General features: G+C 48.2%; 17 protein-coding genes and 2 pseudogenes. 18 read left to right on the forward strand and 1 reads right to left on the reverse strand.

Annotation, left to right across the window (positions count from 1 at the left end; all coding sequences use genetic code 11):
- From QZ147_RS04985 to QZ147_RS05070, 18 genes and pseudogenes are all read left to right on the forward strand, one after another.
- Positions 1-205: pseudogene (locus tag QZ147_RS04985) on the forward strand (6-carboxytetrahydropterin synthase QueD); the annotation flags it as partial.
- A complete protein-coding gene (locus QZ147_RS04990; RefSeq protein WP_295147716.1) occupies positions 205-399 on the forward strand; it encodes a hypothetical protein in 195 nt (64 codons plus the stop codon). The pseudogene QZ147_RS04985 and the gene QZ147_RS04990, both read left to right, overlap by 1 nt.
- 28 nt (positions 400-427) lie before the next feature.
- On the forward strand, positions 428-832 hold the full coding sequence (locus tag QZ147_RS04995; protein ID WP_295147718.1) for a hypothetical protein: 405 nt from the start codon (positions 428-430) through the stop codon (positions 830-832).
- The gene (locus QZ147_RS05000) at positions 829-1,482 is read left to right on the forward strand and encodes a 16S rRNA (uracil(1498)-N(3))-methyltransferase (RefSeq protein ID WP_295147720.1); all 654 of its coding nucleotides are present in this window, start codon (positions 829-831) and stop codon (positions 1,480-1,482) included. The genes QZ147_RS04995 and QZ147_RS05000 overlap by 4 nt, the downstream gene beginning before the upstream one ends.
- Before the next feature lie 62 nt (positions 1,483-1,544).
- Positions 1,545-1,745, forward strand: coding sequence for a 50S ribosomal protein L31 (gene rpmE / locus QZ147_RS05005; protein WP_295147723.1), 201 nt, complete (start codon positions 1,545-1,547; stop codon positions 1,743-1,745).
- A 4-nt stretch (positions 1,746-1,749) separates the two neighbouring features.
- Complete coding sequence (rsmI, locus tag QZ147_RS05010; RefSeq protein ID WP_295147726.1) at positions 1,750-2,562, forward strand: 16S rRNA (cytidine(1402)-2'-O)-methyltransferase; 813 nt, start codon at positions 1,750-1,752, stop codon at positions 2,560-2,562.
- A 36-nt stretch (positions 2,563-2,598) separates the two neighbouring features.
- Positions 2,599-3,285, forward strand: coding sequence for an RNA methyltransferase (locus tag QZ147_RS05015; protein ID WP_295147729.1), 687 nt, complete (start codon positions 2,599-2,601; stop codon positions 3,283-3,285).
- The gene (locus QZ147_RS05020) at positions 3,272-4,273 is read left to right on the forward strand and encodes a phosphatidylglycerophosphate synthase (RefSeq protein WP_295147731.1); all 1,002 of its coding nucleotides are present in this window, start codon (positions 3,272-3,274) and stop codon (positions 4,271-4,273) included. Before QZ147_RS05015 ends, QZ147_RS05020 begins: the two co-directional genes overlap by 14 nt.
- Positions 4,267-5,076 (forward strand): hypothetical protein, encoded by an 810-nt coding sequence (locus QZ147_RS05025; RefSeq protein WP_295147734.1) that lies wholly within the window; start codon positions 4,267-4,269, stop codon positions 5,074-5,076. The genes QZ147_RS05020 and QZ147_RS05025 overlap by 7 nt, the downstream gene beginning before the upstream one ends.
- A 9-nt stretch (positions 5,077-5,085) precedes the next feature.
- Positions 5,086-6,294: an LL-diaminopimelate aminotransferase gene (locus QZ147_RS05030; RefSeq protein WP_295147735.1), complete on the forward strand. Its 1,209-nt coding sequence runs from the start codon at positions 5,086-5,088 to the stop codon at positions 6,292-6,294.
- Positions 6,291-7,553, forward strand: coding sequence for a homoserine dehydrogenase (locus QZ147_RS05035; protein ID WP_295147736.1), 1,263 nt, complete (start codon positions 6,291-6,293; stop codon positions 7,551-7,553). The genes QZ147_RS05030 and QZ147_RS05035 overlap by 4 nt, the downstream gene beginning before the upstream one ends.
- Before the next feature lie 3 nt (positions 7,554-7,556).
- Positions 7,557-7,890 (forward strand): annotated as a pseudogene (locus tag QZ147_RS05040) (YraN family protein).
- 70 nt (positions 7,891-7,960) lie between these two features.
- Positions 7,961-8,275 carry a thioredoxin gene (gene trxA, locus QZ147_RS05045; RefSeq protein WP_295147737.1) on the forward strand — a complete coding sequence of 105 codons (315 nt, stop codon included), beginning with the start codon at positions 7,961-7,963 and terminating at the stop codon, positions 8,273-8,275.
- The gene (locus QZ147_RS05050; RefSeq protein WP_366508781.1) at positions 8,275-8,724 is read left to right on the forward strand and encodes a hypothetical protein; all 450 of its coding nucleotides are present in this window, start codon (positions 8,275-8,277) and stop codon (positions 8,722-8,724) included. The genes trxA and QZ147_RS05050 overlap by 1 nt, the downstream gene beginning before the upstream one ends.
- A gap of 10 nt (positions 8,725-8,734) precedes the next feature.
- Positions 8,735-9,673, forward strand: a complete 939-nt coding sequence (locus tag QZ147_RS05055; RefSeq protein ID WP_295147739.1) for an FAD-dependent oxidoreductase — start codon at positions 8,735-8,737, stop codon at positions 9,671-9,673.
- A gap of 362 nt (positions 9,674-10,035) precedes the next feature.
- Entirely contained in the window at positions 10,036-10,803 is a 768-nt protein-coding gene (gene dapB / locus QZ147_RS05060; RefSeq protein ID WP_295147740.1) for a 4-hydroxy-tetrahydrodipicolinate reductase, read from the forward strand.
- A gap of 220 nt (positions 10,804-11,023) precedes the next feature.
- Positions 11,024-12,361 carry an amidophosphoribosyltransferase gene (gene purF, locus QZ147_RS05065; protein ID WP_295147741.1) on the forward strand — a complete coding sequence of 446 codons (1,338 nt, stop codon included), beginning with the start codon at positions 11,024-11,026 and terminating at the stop codon, positions 12,359-12,361.
- The gene (locus QZ147_RS05070; RefSeq protein WP_295147742.1) at positions 12,358-13,053 is read left to right on the forward strand and encodes a hypothetical protein; all 696 of its coding nucleotides are present in this window, start codon (positions 12,358-12,360) and stop codon (positions 13,051-13,053) included. The genes purF and QZ147_RS05070 overlap by 4 nt, the downstream gene beginning before the upstream one ends.
- Before the next feature lie 103 nt (positions 13,054-13,156).
- On the opposite strand, the gene QZ147_RS05075 is transcribed toward QZ147_RS05070, so the two are convergent.
- Positions 13,157-13,723: a LemA family protein gene (locus QZ147_RS05075; RefSeq protein WP_295147744.1), complete on the reverse strand. Its 567-nt coding sequence runs from the start codon at positions 13,721-13,723 to the stop codon at positions 13,157-13,159.
- Between the last annotated feature and the right edge of the window lie 631 nt (positions 13,724-14,354).

Consider the following 14,354-nt stretch of genomic DNA (forward strand, 5'->3'; position numbering starts at 1 on the left):
GGGCTATGGGTACGTCCGCCGGCACGTCGTCGTTTGCTCGGGCTACGCGCAGTGTTTCCGCGAGGACGCGTATAACGCGCGAATGGGCGAGATAGACCTATCACGCGTGACGTTTTCGGACGCGATCGTAGAGGAATGGGACGATAAAGAGCTTTTTGATAAAATAAAACTTAAACAAACTATCGTAAATCCAAAGGACGTTTGATGAAAATTTATAAAAATTTAGCCGTTTTTTGTTTGGTAGCGGCGATTTTAACCGGTTGCGATGACGAAAAGGCGCCCGTAGCCCGAGCAAACGACGACGTGCCGGCGGACGTACCCATAGCCCAAATAGACGCGAACGTCACGATAGACGAGTCGCTCCCGCCCGAGCCCGCAATCGAAGGCGAGCGAAAGTGAACCGAAATTTAGTGCGAAAGGGCGCGCGATGAACGAGCACCTGGCGGGACTTTACGCCTACGCATCGCCTTATCACTCAGGTTTTGCGGCTGCTTTGCTCGCGCTTTGCGCGCTTTATTTAGCGCTGACGCAGTTAGGCGTCGGCGGCAAGGGCTACGTCCTGCGGATTCGCTATTTTTTGCCGATTTATCACGGAGCGCTCGCGTGCGCGGCGATGAGCGGGCTTGTTATGCTTGCCGCGCTTAATTATTCGTTAAATTTTAGGACGACCGCGATGATCGCGGCGCTTATTTTGCTAATCGCGACTAGCGCGGCGGGTTTTAAACGGCTTAAACGCTACGCTCGCGCGGACGAGCTTGCGAAATTTAAGAAATTCGCGCTAATTAAAGGCGCGTTCGACGTTTTTTTAATAATCTTAGCGAGCGCACTATGAAATTTCTATACGACGCTCGCGCGGGCGGAGAAAATTTAGAGATCGTAAACGAAGCGTTTTTGCACTTAAAAGCGCGCAGGGTTCGCGCGGGCGAGCGTATAAGCGCGCGAAATTTAAAAGACGGCAAAGACTACCTTTACGAGATTACGGATTTAAGTAGAAAAAGCGCGAATTTAAATCTGGTTTTTACTAGTCCCGCGCCCGCCGAGGATTATGCGCTAACGCTGGGCTGGGCGGTAGTGGAGCCTAAAACTATCGAAAAAACGTTGCCTTTTTTAAACGAGCTAGGCGTAGGCAAGCTGGCTTTCGTTTACACCAAATTTTCGCAGGCTAATTTTAAGCTAGATTCGGCTAGATTTGAATATTTATGCGCGCTTTCTTGCGAGCAGTGCGGACGCGGGCGACTAATGGAGTTTGAAATTTATAAAAATTTGGACGATTTTTTAAACGCTTATCCGAACGCGGCGGCGGTAAATTTCGGCGGCGAAAATTTGGCGGGTTTTAAAGGCGAGACGCTAATAATCGGTCCCGAAGGCGGATTTACGCCCGAGGAAATTCGTAAATTTCGTAAAATTTATGCATTAGGGGCTAAAAATATCTTAAAATCGCAAACCGCAATCACGGGCGTAGCAAGTAAAATTTTGCTATAAAATTTAGTTTTAAGCTTTTTGTATGTATAATCCGAGATTCTAACAACCCAAAAGGAAAAATTATGAGAAAAGACATTCATCCCGAATACGTCGATTGCACCGTAACTTGCGCTTGCGGCAATACCTTTACGACGAAGTCTAACAAAAACGAAATCAGGGTCGATATTTGCAGTAAATGCCATCCGTTTTTTACCGGAAGCGAAAAGATCGTAGACAGCGCGGGTCGCGTCGAGAAATTTAAGAAAAAATACGCCCTAAACTAATCCCTTGCTCTATTTCGTTCCTACTCCCATAGGAAATTTAGAGGATATTTCGCTCCGCGCGCTTAAAATTTTGCGCGAGTGCGAGATTATCCTCTGCGAAGATACCAGAGTCGCGAAATCGCTCGTAAATCTGCTAAACGAGCGTTTCGACGCGAAAATTATCGCTAAAAATTTCATCTCGTTCCACACGCATAACGAAGCTAAATTTTTTGAAAATTTAAAACCGGCTTTCTTTGACGCGAACGTCGCTTTTATGAGCGATGCGGGGATGCCAGGAATCAGCGATCCGGGCGTTTCGTTAGTAAGATACGCGCAAAATTTCGGCGTAAAATACGAAATTTTAAGCGGGGCAAATGCCGCGCTTTTGGGCGTCGTAGCTAGCGGACTTTGCGATAAAGAGTTCGTATTTTTAGGCTTTTTGCCAAACACCGGCAAACAGCGCGCTCAGGCGCTGCAAAATGCGCTAAATTTAGCCTATCCGTGCGTGATTTACGAAAGTCCAAAAAGAATTTTAAGCCTTATAGAGTCGATCGCGAAATCTACTCCCGATCGCGAAATTTTTGCTATTAAAGAGGCGACTAAGAAATTCGAAACTAAATTTAAAGCTCCCGCGAGCGAGGCCGTTAAAATTTTAAAAAGCGCGAATTTAAGCGGCGAGTGGTGCTTAGTTATCGATAAAAGTCCCGAAAAAACGCTAGAAGCCATCAGCGAGCAAGATATAAAAGAACTGGAAATCGCGCCTAAAATCAAAGCCAAACTGCTAAGTAAAATCACCGGACGAGAAGTCAAAAAAATCTACGAAGAGCTCGCAAAATAAGTATAAATTTACTCGATTTTGGGTATTATCGAGCCCATGATAATTTACGGAAAACAGCTATTTTTACACGTTTTAGAGAATCGCCCGCAGGATTTTGAGGAAATTTATCTGGCAAAAGAGTGCGATAAGCGGCTATTCTCGCGCATTTGCGGCACGGGCGCTAAAATTTTACGCACGGATAATCAAAAAGCTCAGGCGCTCGCCAGGGGCGGAAACCATCAAGGTTTTTTAGCGCGCGTCAAAGATTACGAATTCGCTCAAATTTCGCAGATGAAAAAGCTAAATTTTATCGCCGTTCTTTACGGGGTGAGCGACGTCGGAAACATCGGCGCGATCGCTAGAAGCGCCTATGCGCTGGGCTGCGAGGGGCTCATCGTCGTTGCAAAAAGCTTAAACGCCGAGGGCATACTGCGAGCCAGCAGCGGAGCGGCGTACGAGCTGCCTATCGCGCTCGCGCGGGACGGACTCGGCTTAATAAACGAGTTAAAACAGATAGGGTTTAAAATTTACGCGACCGCAAACGGCGGTAAAGACGTGCATGAGATGAGATTTCGCGGGCCCGTCGCGCTGGTTTTAGGCAGCGAGGGCGAGGGTATACCGCAAAAAGCGCTGGCAAAATGCGACGAGTGCGTCGGTATAAAACTACGAAAAGGCTGGGATTCGCTGAACGTGAGCGCGGCCTTTGCTATAATTTGCGATAGGATTATAAATGAACGAGCTTGAAAATTTAAGGCAAATCGGACTAAAAGAGGTCGCGCGCAAGACGCACATCGAGCCTGAATACCTAAACTACATAATCGACAAAAATTACGAAAAACTCACGCGTTTTAACGCCAAAGGTTACATTAAAATTTTACAGCGCGAATACGAACTGGACCTTTCGGAGTGGCTAGCCGGATACGATGCGTTTTTGGCCGAGCACGAGGTCGGTAGCGGCGCTAAAATGCGCGTTAGCCCGAAATTTTCGTCGTTCAACGACGAGAGCCGCGAGCGAGGTTCTAGCGGGCTGGGGCAGCTATTTTGGCTAATAGCCCTGCTTGCCGTCGGTGCGGCGGCTTATTATTCGGGCGCGCTGCAATACCTGCAAAACCTGACTAACCTTTTAGACGACGAGAACCAAAGCGCCACTTACTCTACCGCGCCGTCCGTAAATGAGGCACAGAGAAATATAATCGAAGCGAACGTGGCGATAAGCCAAAATTTACCCGAGGTAAAAGAGAAAAATTTAAGCGAGGAAAGCTCAAATGTGGCGCCTCAAATAACGCAAAGCGTGCAGGCGCAAATTTTACCGTCCGCTCAAAGCGCGGAGATTATCGGGTCTCAGCCCGTCGCGCAAGATCAAAACGCGGGCACTCAAACTCAGGCGTTAGAGCGCCTAACTACCGCCGTTACCGAGCCTAAGGATAAAAACGAAACCGCCGCGATTTTAGGCGATAGGGCCGTCATTACGCCAAAGCAGCGCGTATGGATAGGCGTGATAAACCTACAAACCGGCAAAAAGACTTCTTACGACTCCAATTCACCCGTTACGATCGACCTTAGCAAGCGTCAGCTAGTCGCTTGCGGTAACGGTAACGTCGAGCTAAAAGTGGGCGATAAAATTAGCAAATTCGACGGCGGCAAAACGGCTAGATTTTTGGTAGAAAACGGCGCGATTAAGCAGATTAGCTTCGAGCAGTTTGTCGAGATAAACAAAGGCAAGTCGTGGTAAAATTTAAGGCGGTATTAACGGTCGCGGCGCTGTTTTGCGCTCAAATTTTAGCGGCCGACGCGGTAAATTCAGGCGCCGCGCTTAGCCGAAATTTCGCGCGCGCAAGCGAAGTTTTAAGCGGGCAAAATTTAAGCTCCAAAAATAGGCTAGACGTCGCAAAAATAGTTCAAATTTTAAAGCAAAACGCTCTTTTTGATACCGTTTCGTTTAGCTCGCCTACGCTAAATTTAAAATTTAAAACCGCCGCGCAAACGCCGACCGCGCTTTTTATTAAGGGCGTAAATTTAAGCCTAAAAACGCTCGGAGCGCAAATGCTTAGAGTAAGCGAAGTAGGTAATTTCGAGCCTAAAATTTACGGCGGCATCGTAGCTAAAAACGGCGGCATCGATCCCGTTTCGCTTGCAAACGCGTTTAGCGCAAACGGCGTTTTTATAACGGAAATTTCGCGCGAGAGCGGCGCACTGGCGGTTACGCTAGATTTTACGGAGGCGAATTTAGCGGGCGAGCAAAATACGGCGGCGAGTTTTGACACACCGATACCGCTTTCTAAATCAAGCTCGCCTTATTTTATAAATTTAAACGGCGCTAAATCGTTGCAAATCTCGTCTAACGAGCAGAATTCGTGGATGCCGCAAATTTTCGTTTACGATAAAAATTTAGTCCAAATAGCGAAATTCGAGGAAACCGAAGTAAAAAACGAATTTACTTCTGAGTTGCCGACGGGCGCAAAATACGCGATAATCGGCGATAGCGTCGATATGGGCAATATAAAAAACGAGCTCGTAATAAAGCTTGCGAAGTAAGGGGGAAATATGTTTGACGAGATTAGATTTAATACGATTGAAAGGCTTCCAAACTACGTATTTGCCGAGGTAAATGCTATAAAAATGGCCGCGCGCCGAGCGGGCGAGGATATCATCGACTTTTCCATGGGAAACCCGGAGGGTCGCACTCCTCAGCACATCGTCGATAAACTCTGCGAAAGCGCGCAAAAAGACAAGACTCATGGCTATTCGGCAAGCGCTGGCATCTACAAACTCCGTCTAGCCATCTGCAACTGGTATAAGCGCAAATACGGCGTAAATTTAGACCCAGATACCGAGGCCGTCGCCGTTATGGGCAGCAAAGAGGGCTTCGTGCATCTAGCTCAAGCGATAGTAAATCCGGGCGACGTAGCCGTTGTGCCGGATCCCGCATACCCGATACACACGCAGGCGTTTTTATTCGCCGGCGGTAGCGTGGCGAAAATGCCGCTAAAATACAACGATAAATTTGAGCTTGACGAAAATAAATTTTTCGAAGACCTGCTTCACACTATCCGCTCAAGCTCGCCGAAACCTAAATACGTCGTCGTAAATTTCCCGCACAATCCAACTACCGTAACCGTGCAAAAGAGTTTCTACGAGCGGCTAGTGGCGATGAGTAAACAAGAGCGCTTTTACGTGATCTCAGACATCGCTTACGCAGACCTTACTTTTGACGGATACAAAACGCCTAGCATATTTGAAGTAGAAGGCGCAAAAGACGTCGCCGTTGAGTGCTATACGCTATCAAAAAGCTACAATATGGCGGGCTGGCGCGTCGGATTTTTATGCGGAAACAAGCGCCTTTGCGCCGCTCTTAAAAAGATAAAATCATGGGTTGATTACGGTATGTTTACCCCGATCCAAGTCTCAGCAACCGTCGCGCTAGACGGCGATCAAAGCTGCGTCGAGGACATCCGTCAAATTTACGAAAAACGCCGCGACGTGATGCTAGAAGCCTTTGCAAGCGCAGGCTGGGAGATGCATAAGCCAAGCGCCAGTATGTTTATCTGGGCGAAAATCCCGCCACAAGTCGGGAACATCGGCAGCCTCGAGTTTTCCAAACAGCTGCTTACTAAAGCAAGCGTTGCGGTGAGCCCGGGAATCGGCTTTGGCGAGGGCGGAAACGACTACGTGCGCCTCGCTCTCATCGAGAACGAAAATCGTATCCGCCAAGCGGCGCGAAACGTCAAAAAATATCTGAAAGAATTTGCATGAATATAGCCATTTTAGGCGTCGGCACGGTCGGAGAAGCCGTAGCTAAAATTTTACTCCAAAACAAAAAACTAATCACAGCAAGATGCGGCGAAGAGATAGTTCCGGTTATCGGCGTCGTTAGAAATTTAAACAAAAAAAGAGACGTCGCCATCCCACTCACGGACGACATCAATAGCGTCATAAAGCGCGAGGATATCGATGTTTTCGTCGAGCTTATGGGCGGCGTCGAGGAGCCTTTTAGGGTCGTTAGCAAAATTTTAGAGCGCAAAAAAGCCGTCGTAACGGCAAACAAGGCGCTACTAGCCTATCACCGCTACGCCTTGCAAAATTTGGCTCAGAACACGCCCTTTGGCTTCGAGGCTAGCGTCGCGGGCGGCATACCTATCATCAGAGCTCTTCGCGAGGGCCTTAGCGCAAACCACATCCTAAGTATCAACGGGATTTTAAACGGCACGAGCAACTACATCTTAACCTCGATGATGAGCAAGGGGTCAAATTTCGCGGACGCTCTAAAAAAAGCCCAGGAGCTAGGATATGCCGAGGCCGATCCGACATTTGACGTCGGAGGCTTTGATGCGGCGCACAAGCTACTGATCCTAGCCAGCATCGCATACGGCGTGCACGGCAACCCCGAAGACATCCTGATAGAAGGCATCGAAGGCATCACGCCCGAGGATATATTTTTCGCCAACGACTTCGAGTACGTTATCAAGCTACTAGCCATCGCCAAAAAAACCGGCGACAAGGTCGAGCTGCGCGTACATCCGGCGCTAGTACCCAAAGATAAAATGATAGCTAAAACAGACGGCGTGACAAACGCCGTGAGCGTAGTGGGCGACGCGGTCGGAGAGACGATGTTTTACGGTCCGGGCGCTGGCGGTCCGGCGACGGCAAGCTCAGTCATCAGCGACCTCATCGACATCGCCAGAGACGGCAAATCTCCGATGCTAGGCTACAAGGCGCCGTTTGAGCTAAATGCGCTTGAGCTTTTAGATCCGAGCGAAATTCGCACGAAGTACTATTTTAGGCTTAGAGTCGAGGACAAAGTCGGCGTGCTGGCTAAAATCACGAATTTGATGAGCGAAAACAACCTCTCCATCGATAGTTTGCTACAAAAACCGAAGGACGAAAGTCCGTATGCGACGCTATTTTTCACGACGCACACGAGCGTAGAAAAGGACGTGAGGCGCACTATGGAAATTTTACAAGAGCAAGAGTTTGTAAAAGAAAAGGCTTTTATGATGAGGATAGAAGAGTAAAATTTGGGACTTAGGGCGTATCTTTTCGGCAAAAGCTCGGAGGATCTGGCTTGCGAGTTTTTGCTAAAAAACGGCTGCGAGATACTCGCTAGAAATTTTAGCTCTAAATTCGGCGAGATCGACGTCATCGCTAAAAAAGACGGCATCTTGCGCTTCGTCGAAATCAAAGCTACGCAGGGCGACTACGAGGCAGAGTATCGCCTCACGCCCGCTAAATAAAATTTTAAAAACTATCGACTTTTATCTGCTACAAAACGGCGCTAACGCCGATTTTCAGGTCGATTTGATCGCGATAAAAAAGAGCGAGATAAAGTGGATAGAAAATATTAGTTTGTAAAAATTCTTATTTAGCTAAAATTTAAATACTTTCGTGTATAATTACGACTATCTTTAAAAAGGAGAATAAAATGGGAAAATACATAGAACTAACGACTGCGAATTTCGACGTCGCCAAAGAGGGCGTTGCGCTAGTAGATTTTTGGGCGCCTTGGTGCGGACCTTGCCGTATGCTTGCTCCGGTCATCGACGAGCTAGCTGAGGAGTTTGAGGGCAAAGCTAAAATTTGCAAAGTAAACACCGACGAGGTGCAAGACCTAGCCGTAGAATTCGGCATCCGCTCGATCCCTACGATTTTGTTTTTCAAAAACGGAGAGCTAGTCGATCAGCTAGTAGGCGCGCAATCCAAGCAAGTCCTATCCGATAAGCTAAATTCGCTGCTTTAATGGCGCTAAAAAATCGGGGAAGCTTGCTTCCCCTAACGTACGTTTTCGCTTCGTTTATCGGTGCAGCGCTGGTAGCAGGCGTATTTGCTTACAATAATTACAGATTTTCGCAGTATAAATTCGTAAATTTTAACGAGCTGGTTTTTTACGAGCAGGCTCAAATTTTTGCGCCGCAAGACGATAAATTTTTACTCGTGGTTTTTAGCTCCAACCAATCAAACTGGAGAGAAATTTTAAAAACTTCGACTAAGGATTTAAAAATCGTCGCCGTGGACTTGCTCCAAAAACGCGCGCCCAGCGAGGGAAATATAAATTTCGTCGCTTCGGATATAAATACGATTTTAAAGCTGATGCACGTCCTAAATATCACGTCTTTGCCCGCTAGCGTGGAGCTAAAGGCGCAAAAGGGCGGCATTTATAAACAAGATTCGAAAATAAATAAAATTTAAAGGAAAAAATATGTTAGATTTAGCGATCATCGGAGGCGGTCCTGCAGGACTTAGCGCGGGACTTTACACCACTCGCGGCGGACTAAAAAACGTCGTAATGTTTGAAAAAGGCATGCCCGGCGGCCAGATTACGAGCAGCTCCGAGATAGAAAACTATCCGGGCCAAAAAGCGCCGGGCGAGAGCGGCATCGACTTCATGAGTACGTGGGTCGCGCAGTGCACGCATTTTGGACTAAAGCATGAGATGGCGGGCGTTGAGCGCGTGGTAAAAAATTCAGACGGCAGCTTCACGGTCAAGCTTGAAGGCGGCAAAGAAGAGCACGCCAAAGCAGTCATCGTAGCCACAGGCTCCACTCCGCGCCGCGCGGGCTTTGCGGGCGAGGACGAGTTTTTCGGCAGAGGCGTGAGCACCTGCGCAACCTGCGACGGATTTTTCTATAAAAACAAAGAAGTAGCTGTCCTAGGCGGCGGCGACACGGCGATCGAGGAGGCCTTATATCTAGCTAACATCTGCTCGCGCGTCTACATCATCCACCGCAGAGACGAGTTTCGCGCCGCTCCGGTGACGCTAGAAAAGGCTCGCGCTAACGCCAAGATCGAGTTTATCACTAGCGCCACGATCAAGCAAGCTTACGGTGACAAAGCAGGTCTTGCAGGCCTCATCATAAACACGAAAGATGGCGAGCGCGACCTAAAAGTGCCGGGCATTTTCGTATTCGTCGGACTTAACGTAAACAACGACGTCCTTCGCCAAGAAAACGGCGAATTCGTATGCCAGACCGAGGACGGCGGCCATGTTAGCGTCGATCTAAAAATGCAAACTAGCGTGCCTGGGCTATTTGCCGCGGGCGACATCAGAAAAGACGCGCCAAAACAAGTCATCGTGGCCGCGGGAGACGGCGCCGTAGCAGCCCTTAGCGCGCTTAGCTATATCGAGAGCTTACACTAATTAATCGCGTAAATTTTGCGCGCCGCTTTTAAGCGCGTGTCGCGCGAAATTTAGATTTTACTTTTTATCTTGAAATTGCCGGTTCTCGCCCAGCGCGAGCCGGCTCCCTTCTATCGTTTTACAAATTTTGCCCGAATTCGCCTCTTTTGAAGTGAAAATTTTATAGCGCCCGTAAATCTGTATCGCTATTTCCGCGAACGTAAATTTTACCCGTAAAAGCTGTTAATAAAAGGGCTCTTCGGCTATAAAATTTAGCGTTTTAAACTCTAAAAATTTTCGTTAATTATAGGGGTTTAGGGCGTTATTAAATTCTTTTTTACCCTAAATTTCATATAATAGGGCTAAATTTTAAGGGGCGGAAAATGATAAAAATCGGCGTTCACGGCGCTAGCGGTAAGATGGGGCGCGAGATTATCGCATGTCTAAAAGACGTTCAAAACGCGACGCTTAGCGCGGCTTACGCGTTAGACGAGATAGATTTCGCGCTGCCAAGCGGCGCTATATTTACGAATAAATTCGAGGAATTATTCGTAAATAGCGACGTCGTAATCGATTTTACGATTAAACAAGGCGCGATAAATCTCATAAACTACGCGCGCACCGACCCTAAGCCGCTAGTCATAGGTACCACGGGACTAGGGCAAGAGGGCATGGCGTTAGTAGCGCAGGCGGCAAACGCGATGCCGGTACTACAAGCTACGAATATGAGCCTAGGCGTAGCGGTGCTAAATAAGCTCGCTGCTATTGCGGCAAAGGCTCTGCGCGAGTTTGACGTCGAGATCGTCGAGCAGCATCACAGGCATAAAAAGGACGCTCCGAGCGGTACCGCGCTAACGCTTGCCGAGCGTATCGCCGATGCGCGCGGGCTAAATTTAAGCGAAGCGATGACGTGCGGGCGCGAGGGGCTGATCGGCGCTAGACCCAAAGACGAAATCGCGGTGTTTGCGATGCGAGGCGGCGACGTGGTCGGCAGGCATACGGCGGGCTTTTACAACGACGGCGAATTTATCGAGCTAAGCCATACGGCCACTAGCCGCGCAACCTTCGCCAAGGGCGCGATAAAAGCGGCGATGTGGCTAGTAGGGCAGCCTAGCGGGCTTTATAAGATCGAAGACTGCTTGGGGCTTTAAAATTTAAGGCTTATCTCGCGGGTACCTTTGAAAGAGCTTGAAAATTTCGAGACTGCGGCAGACTATGCGTCTAGCCTTACTCGAAATTCGTCCGAAACTTTCCGCGATATTGCGCTTTGTATTTTGCGCTTAAAATTTAGGTAAAATTTCAAAATTTAGGCAATTTAATTATAGCGGAGTAAGTACCGTGAGGCGAGCTATTTAGAAAAAGGAAAAATTAATGTGTGCGATAGTCGGTATAATCAATTCCAAAGACGCTGCTAGAACCGCGTATTACGCGCTGTTTGCGATGCAGCATAGAGGTCAAGAGTCAAGCGGTATCAGCGCGAACGATAACGGCGAAATTCGCACGATCAAAAATCGCGGACTAGTGACTGAGGTATTTAAAAAAAGCAGTTTTGAAGTGCTAAAAGGCGATATGGCGATCGGGCATAACCGCTATTCGACCGCCGGCAGCGACAGTATTTTAGACGCGCAGCCCGTCACCGCAAATTACGCGCTAGGTCAAGTAGCCGTCGCGCATAACGGCAACCTCGTAAATAAAGACGAGATACGCCGCGAGCTAATCGAAAACGGCGCGATATTTCAAAGCAATATGGACACCGAAAATATCATCCATCTAATCGCGCAAAATCATAGCGCGCATCTGCAAGAGCGTATCGTCTACGCGCTTAGCAAGATCGTGGGCGCTTATTGTTTGCTGATCCAGTCGCGCCATAAGATCTTTGCGATCCGCGACCGCTGGGGCGTTAGGCCGCTGAGTCTAGGACGGCTAAAAGACGGCGGCTATATCGTAGCTAGCGAGACTTGCGCGTTTGATCTCGTGGGCGCGGAGTTTATTAGAGATGTGCGCGCGGGCGAGATGATAGTCTTCGAGCACGGAAAAGACGAGTTTGAGAGTATTCAGCTTTTTGAGCCCGACGATAGAATTTGTGCGTTTGAATACATCTACTTTGCGCGTCCCGATAGCGTAATAGACGGTAAAAACGTCTATGAAGTGCGTAAAAAAATGGGCGCCGCGCTCGCGCGCAAAAGCAGCGTAAAGGCCGATTTCGTCGTGCCTGTCCCAGATAGCGGCGTGCCTGCCGCGCTGGGCTACGCGCAGGCTAGCGGACTGCCTTTTGAGGCGGCGATCACGAGAAACCACTACGTAGGCCGTACCTTTATCGAGCCGACGCAAGAGATGCGAAATTTAAAGGTTAAGCTCAAACTAAATCCGATGAGCGCCCTGCTAAAAGACAAAAGCGTGGTCGTCGTAGACGACAGTATAGTGCGCGGTACTACGAGTAAAAAAATAGTCGAGCTGCTCCGCCATGCCGGCGCGCGCGAGATACACTTTCGCGTAGCGTGTCCGGAGCTAAAATTTCCCGAGCGCTACGGCATCGATACGCCTAGCTTCGCCGAGTTAATTAGCGCCAATAAAACGCCTGAACAAGTGTGCGAGTATATCGGCGCGGATAGCTTGGAGTTTTTAAGCCTAGACGAGCTAACGGCGGCTATCGGCGACGAGCGCAGATACTCGCTCGTAAGCTTCGACGGAGATTATTTTATTAAATGAGCGCGCGAAATTTCGCAAAATTCGCCATTTTTGCGGCGCTTACGGCGATTTTAGGCGGGTGCGCGGCAAAGAGAGACTTTAACGCGCCTAGAAGCGAGCTTACGTGGACGCCTTATATAGAAAACGACGGCAGACGCGAAGAGATCGGCTTTCTAAAATCTAGCGGCGATAAAAATTCTAGCGTTACGGGCGCGGCGTTTATCAAAAGCGGCGCTAGCTACGTAAAGTTGGGCGATTTGCGACAAATGGCGCATAAAACTAGCAATATCGCGATCGATCTTGCTAGCGGCGCGCAGATCGACGTATCGTCGGGCGGCGGGAAAAATCTACTAAAATCGGCGCAGGCGCTAAAATTTTACGAATTTAAAGAGGGGCGCATCGAGAGTATCGTCTACCGTACGGACGGCGTAAAATCGCTATGCGCGGCGTTTTTGGGCGGCGAAGAGATAGAAACTAGAAGCGCTACGAATTATTATCTGCTTGAAGGCGGGTTTTTTACGACGATATTACAAACCAAGACGCTTGCGCAAAAGGGCGCCAATATCGTGCTACAAGAGTTTATTTACGAGATCGCTGACGCCGAAGAGCTTGAAAAGACGCGAAAATTTACGGCTAACGGCGGCGCGCAAAATTTGATAAGTGGCGATATTAAAAAGCAAGGTAGGTTGCTTTTCGTGCTTTGCAATATGTAAATTTTATGGCAAAGGATGAAAATTCGCCGAGTAAATTTCAGCTAAATTTGCGCCGAAATTTTGCGGATAAATTCGGCGCGAATTCGCGCATATTCGTCCTAGGTTAGCTTCTTTTAAAAAGCTCGTGTACGTCGTGCGGTTTGGTTTCGTTTTCTGGAATATCGAAAAATACGGCTTTTTGGAAGTTAAACATCCCCGCTATTATGTTTGACGGAAACATTTGCACCGCGTTGTTATACATCTCTACGGCGGCGTTATAAGTGCGACGCGCCGCTGAAATTTGCTCCTCGATCTCGTTTAGCGTCTGCTGTAAATTTAGGATATTTTCGTTTGCTTTTAGCTCGGGATATGCTTCAAGCGCGACGTTGAGGTTTGGCATCAGGCTTGAAATTTGCGAGTTAAGTCCGAATTTTTGCGCTTGCGTCGATGCGCTTTGCGCTTGCGAGCGAAGCGCCGTAACTCGCTCTAAAAGATCGCGCTCGTGCGTCATGTATTGTTTGACGGCAGCCACAAGATTAGGCAGTAGGTCGTAGCGGCGTTTTAGCTGCGTATCTACGCTTGATTCGATTGATTCGACTTGGTTGCGCTTAGCGATTAGGGAGTTGTAAATGCCTATTAGCCAGAGCGCGACGACGACGATAACGGCTAGTAAAATCCAAAATACGGTCATACTTTTTCCTTAAAATTTAGTAGATTTCGGCGCTAGTATAGCTAAATTCGATTTAAATTTCGGCGCTAAAAACTAAAATTAAAGCGTAAAATTTATGGCTAAATTTGTAGGCTTTGGTTGCGTCCGTTTAAAGAGGTATTTTCGTGTCCGCGTTTAGATTCGTCTCTCTACGCCAAAGCGGGTCGCAAAAGGTGTTTGCGCATCTGCGCTGCAAGAGTTATATTAGCCTTGTATATCGTGCGGCGGTAGAGCGCGACGAAGCGAGTTGAGCGGTGAGCTATGATGGATGAGGCGGATTGGCCTCGTGATGTAGTTTGCTTTTTACCCGGCGCTGCTTAAATTTACGGGAATCGCCGGTATCGTTAGGGTTGCTTTATAATGGTAATTCAGATCTAAAAATTCGGCTGTAACGGCATAAAGGTATTTTGCGAACTTTGTATGCCGTAGGCCGTCGCCGTATTAGTGTCGACTTTTATAAAACCGTAAAGTATCGCTAGCTTGCGAGTACGTAAGCGGCCGCTTTCTTAACGTTTATGACCGCGAAAATCGCGTTAAATTCGTAGGCGATTACCTCGTCTTTGCAACTTACTTCGGTAACCTTTATGTTTTCATCTTCCATTTGATTTAACGC

It is taken from the genome of uncultured Campylobacter sp. (assembly GCF_905371695.1).
GTDB lineage: Bacteria > Campylobacterota > Campylobacteria > Campylobacterales > Campylobacteraceae > Campylobacter_A.

What these genes read in the sequence shown, in the direction of transcription:
- QZ147_RS05055 (WP_295147739.1), top strand. Translation starts at nt 8,735, where the DNA reads ATGTTAGATTTAGCGATCATCGGAGGCGGTCCTGCAGGACTTAGCGCG.
- QZ147_RS05020 (WP_295147731.1), top strand. Translation starts at nt 3,272, where the DNA reads ATGAACGAGCTTGAAAATTTAAGGCAAATCGGACTAAAAGAGGTCGCG.
- QZ147_RS05035 (WP_295147736.1), top strand. Translation starts at nt 6,291, where the DNA reads ATGAATATAGCCATTTTAGGCGTCGGCACGGTCGGAGAAGCCGTAGCT.
- trxA (WP_295147737.1), top strand. Translation starts at nt 7,961, where the DNA reads ATGGGAAAATACATAGAACTAACGACTGCGAATTTCGACGTCGCCAAA.
- QZ147_RS05030 (WP_295147735.1), top strand. Translation starts at nt 5,086, where the DNA reads ATGTTTGACGAGATTAGATTTAATACGATTGAAAGGCTTCCAAACTAC.
- QZ147_RS04995 (WP_295147718.1), top strand. Translation starts at nt 428, where the DNA reads ATGAACGAGCACCTGGCGGGACTTTACGCCTACGCATCGCCTTATCAC.
- rpmE (WP_295147723.1), top strand. Translation starts at nt 1,545, where the DNA reads ATGAGAAAAGACATTCATCCCGAATACGTCGATTGCACCGTAACTTGC.
- QZ147_RS04990 (WP_295147716.1), top strand. Translation starts at nt 205, where the DNA reads ATGAAAATTTATAAAAATTTAGCCGTTTTTTGTTTGGTAGCGGCGATT.
- dapB (WP_295147740.1), top strand. Translation starts at nt 10,036, where the DNA reads ATGATAAAAATCGGCGTTCACGGCGCTAGCGGTAAGATGGGGCGCGAG.
- QZ147_RS05050 (WP_366508781.1), top strand. Translation starts at nt 8,275, where the DNA reads ATGGCGCTAAAAAATCGGGGAAGCTTGCTTCCCCTAACGTACGTTTTC.
- purF (WP_295147741.1), top strand. Translation starts at nt 11,024, where the DNA reads ATGTGTGCGATAGTCGGTATAATCAATTCCAAAGACGCTGCTAGAACC.
- QZ147_RS05000 (WP_295147720.1), top strand. Translation starts at nt 829, where the DNA reads ATGAAATTTCTATACGACGCTCGCGCGGGCGGAGAAAATTTAGAGATC.
- QZ147_RS05015 (WP_295147729.1), top strand. Translation starts at nt 2,599, where the DNA reads ATGATAATTTACGGAAAACAGCTATTTTTACACGTTTTAGAGAATCGC.
- QZ147_RS05075 (WP_295147744.1), bottom strand. Translation starts at nt 13,723, where the DNA reads ATGACCGTATTTTGGATTTTACTAGCCGTTATCGTCGTCGTCGCGCTC.
- QZ147_RS05070 (WP_295147742.1), top strand. Translation starts at nt 12,358, where the DNA reads ATGAGCGCGCGAAATTTCGCAAAATTCGCCATTTTTGCGGCGCTTACG.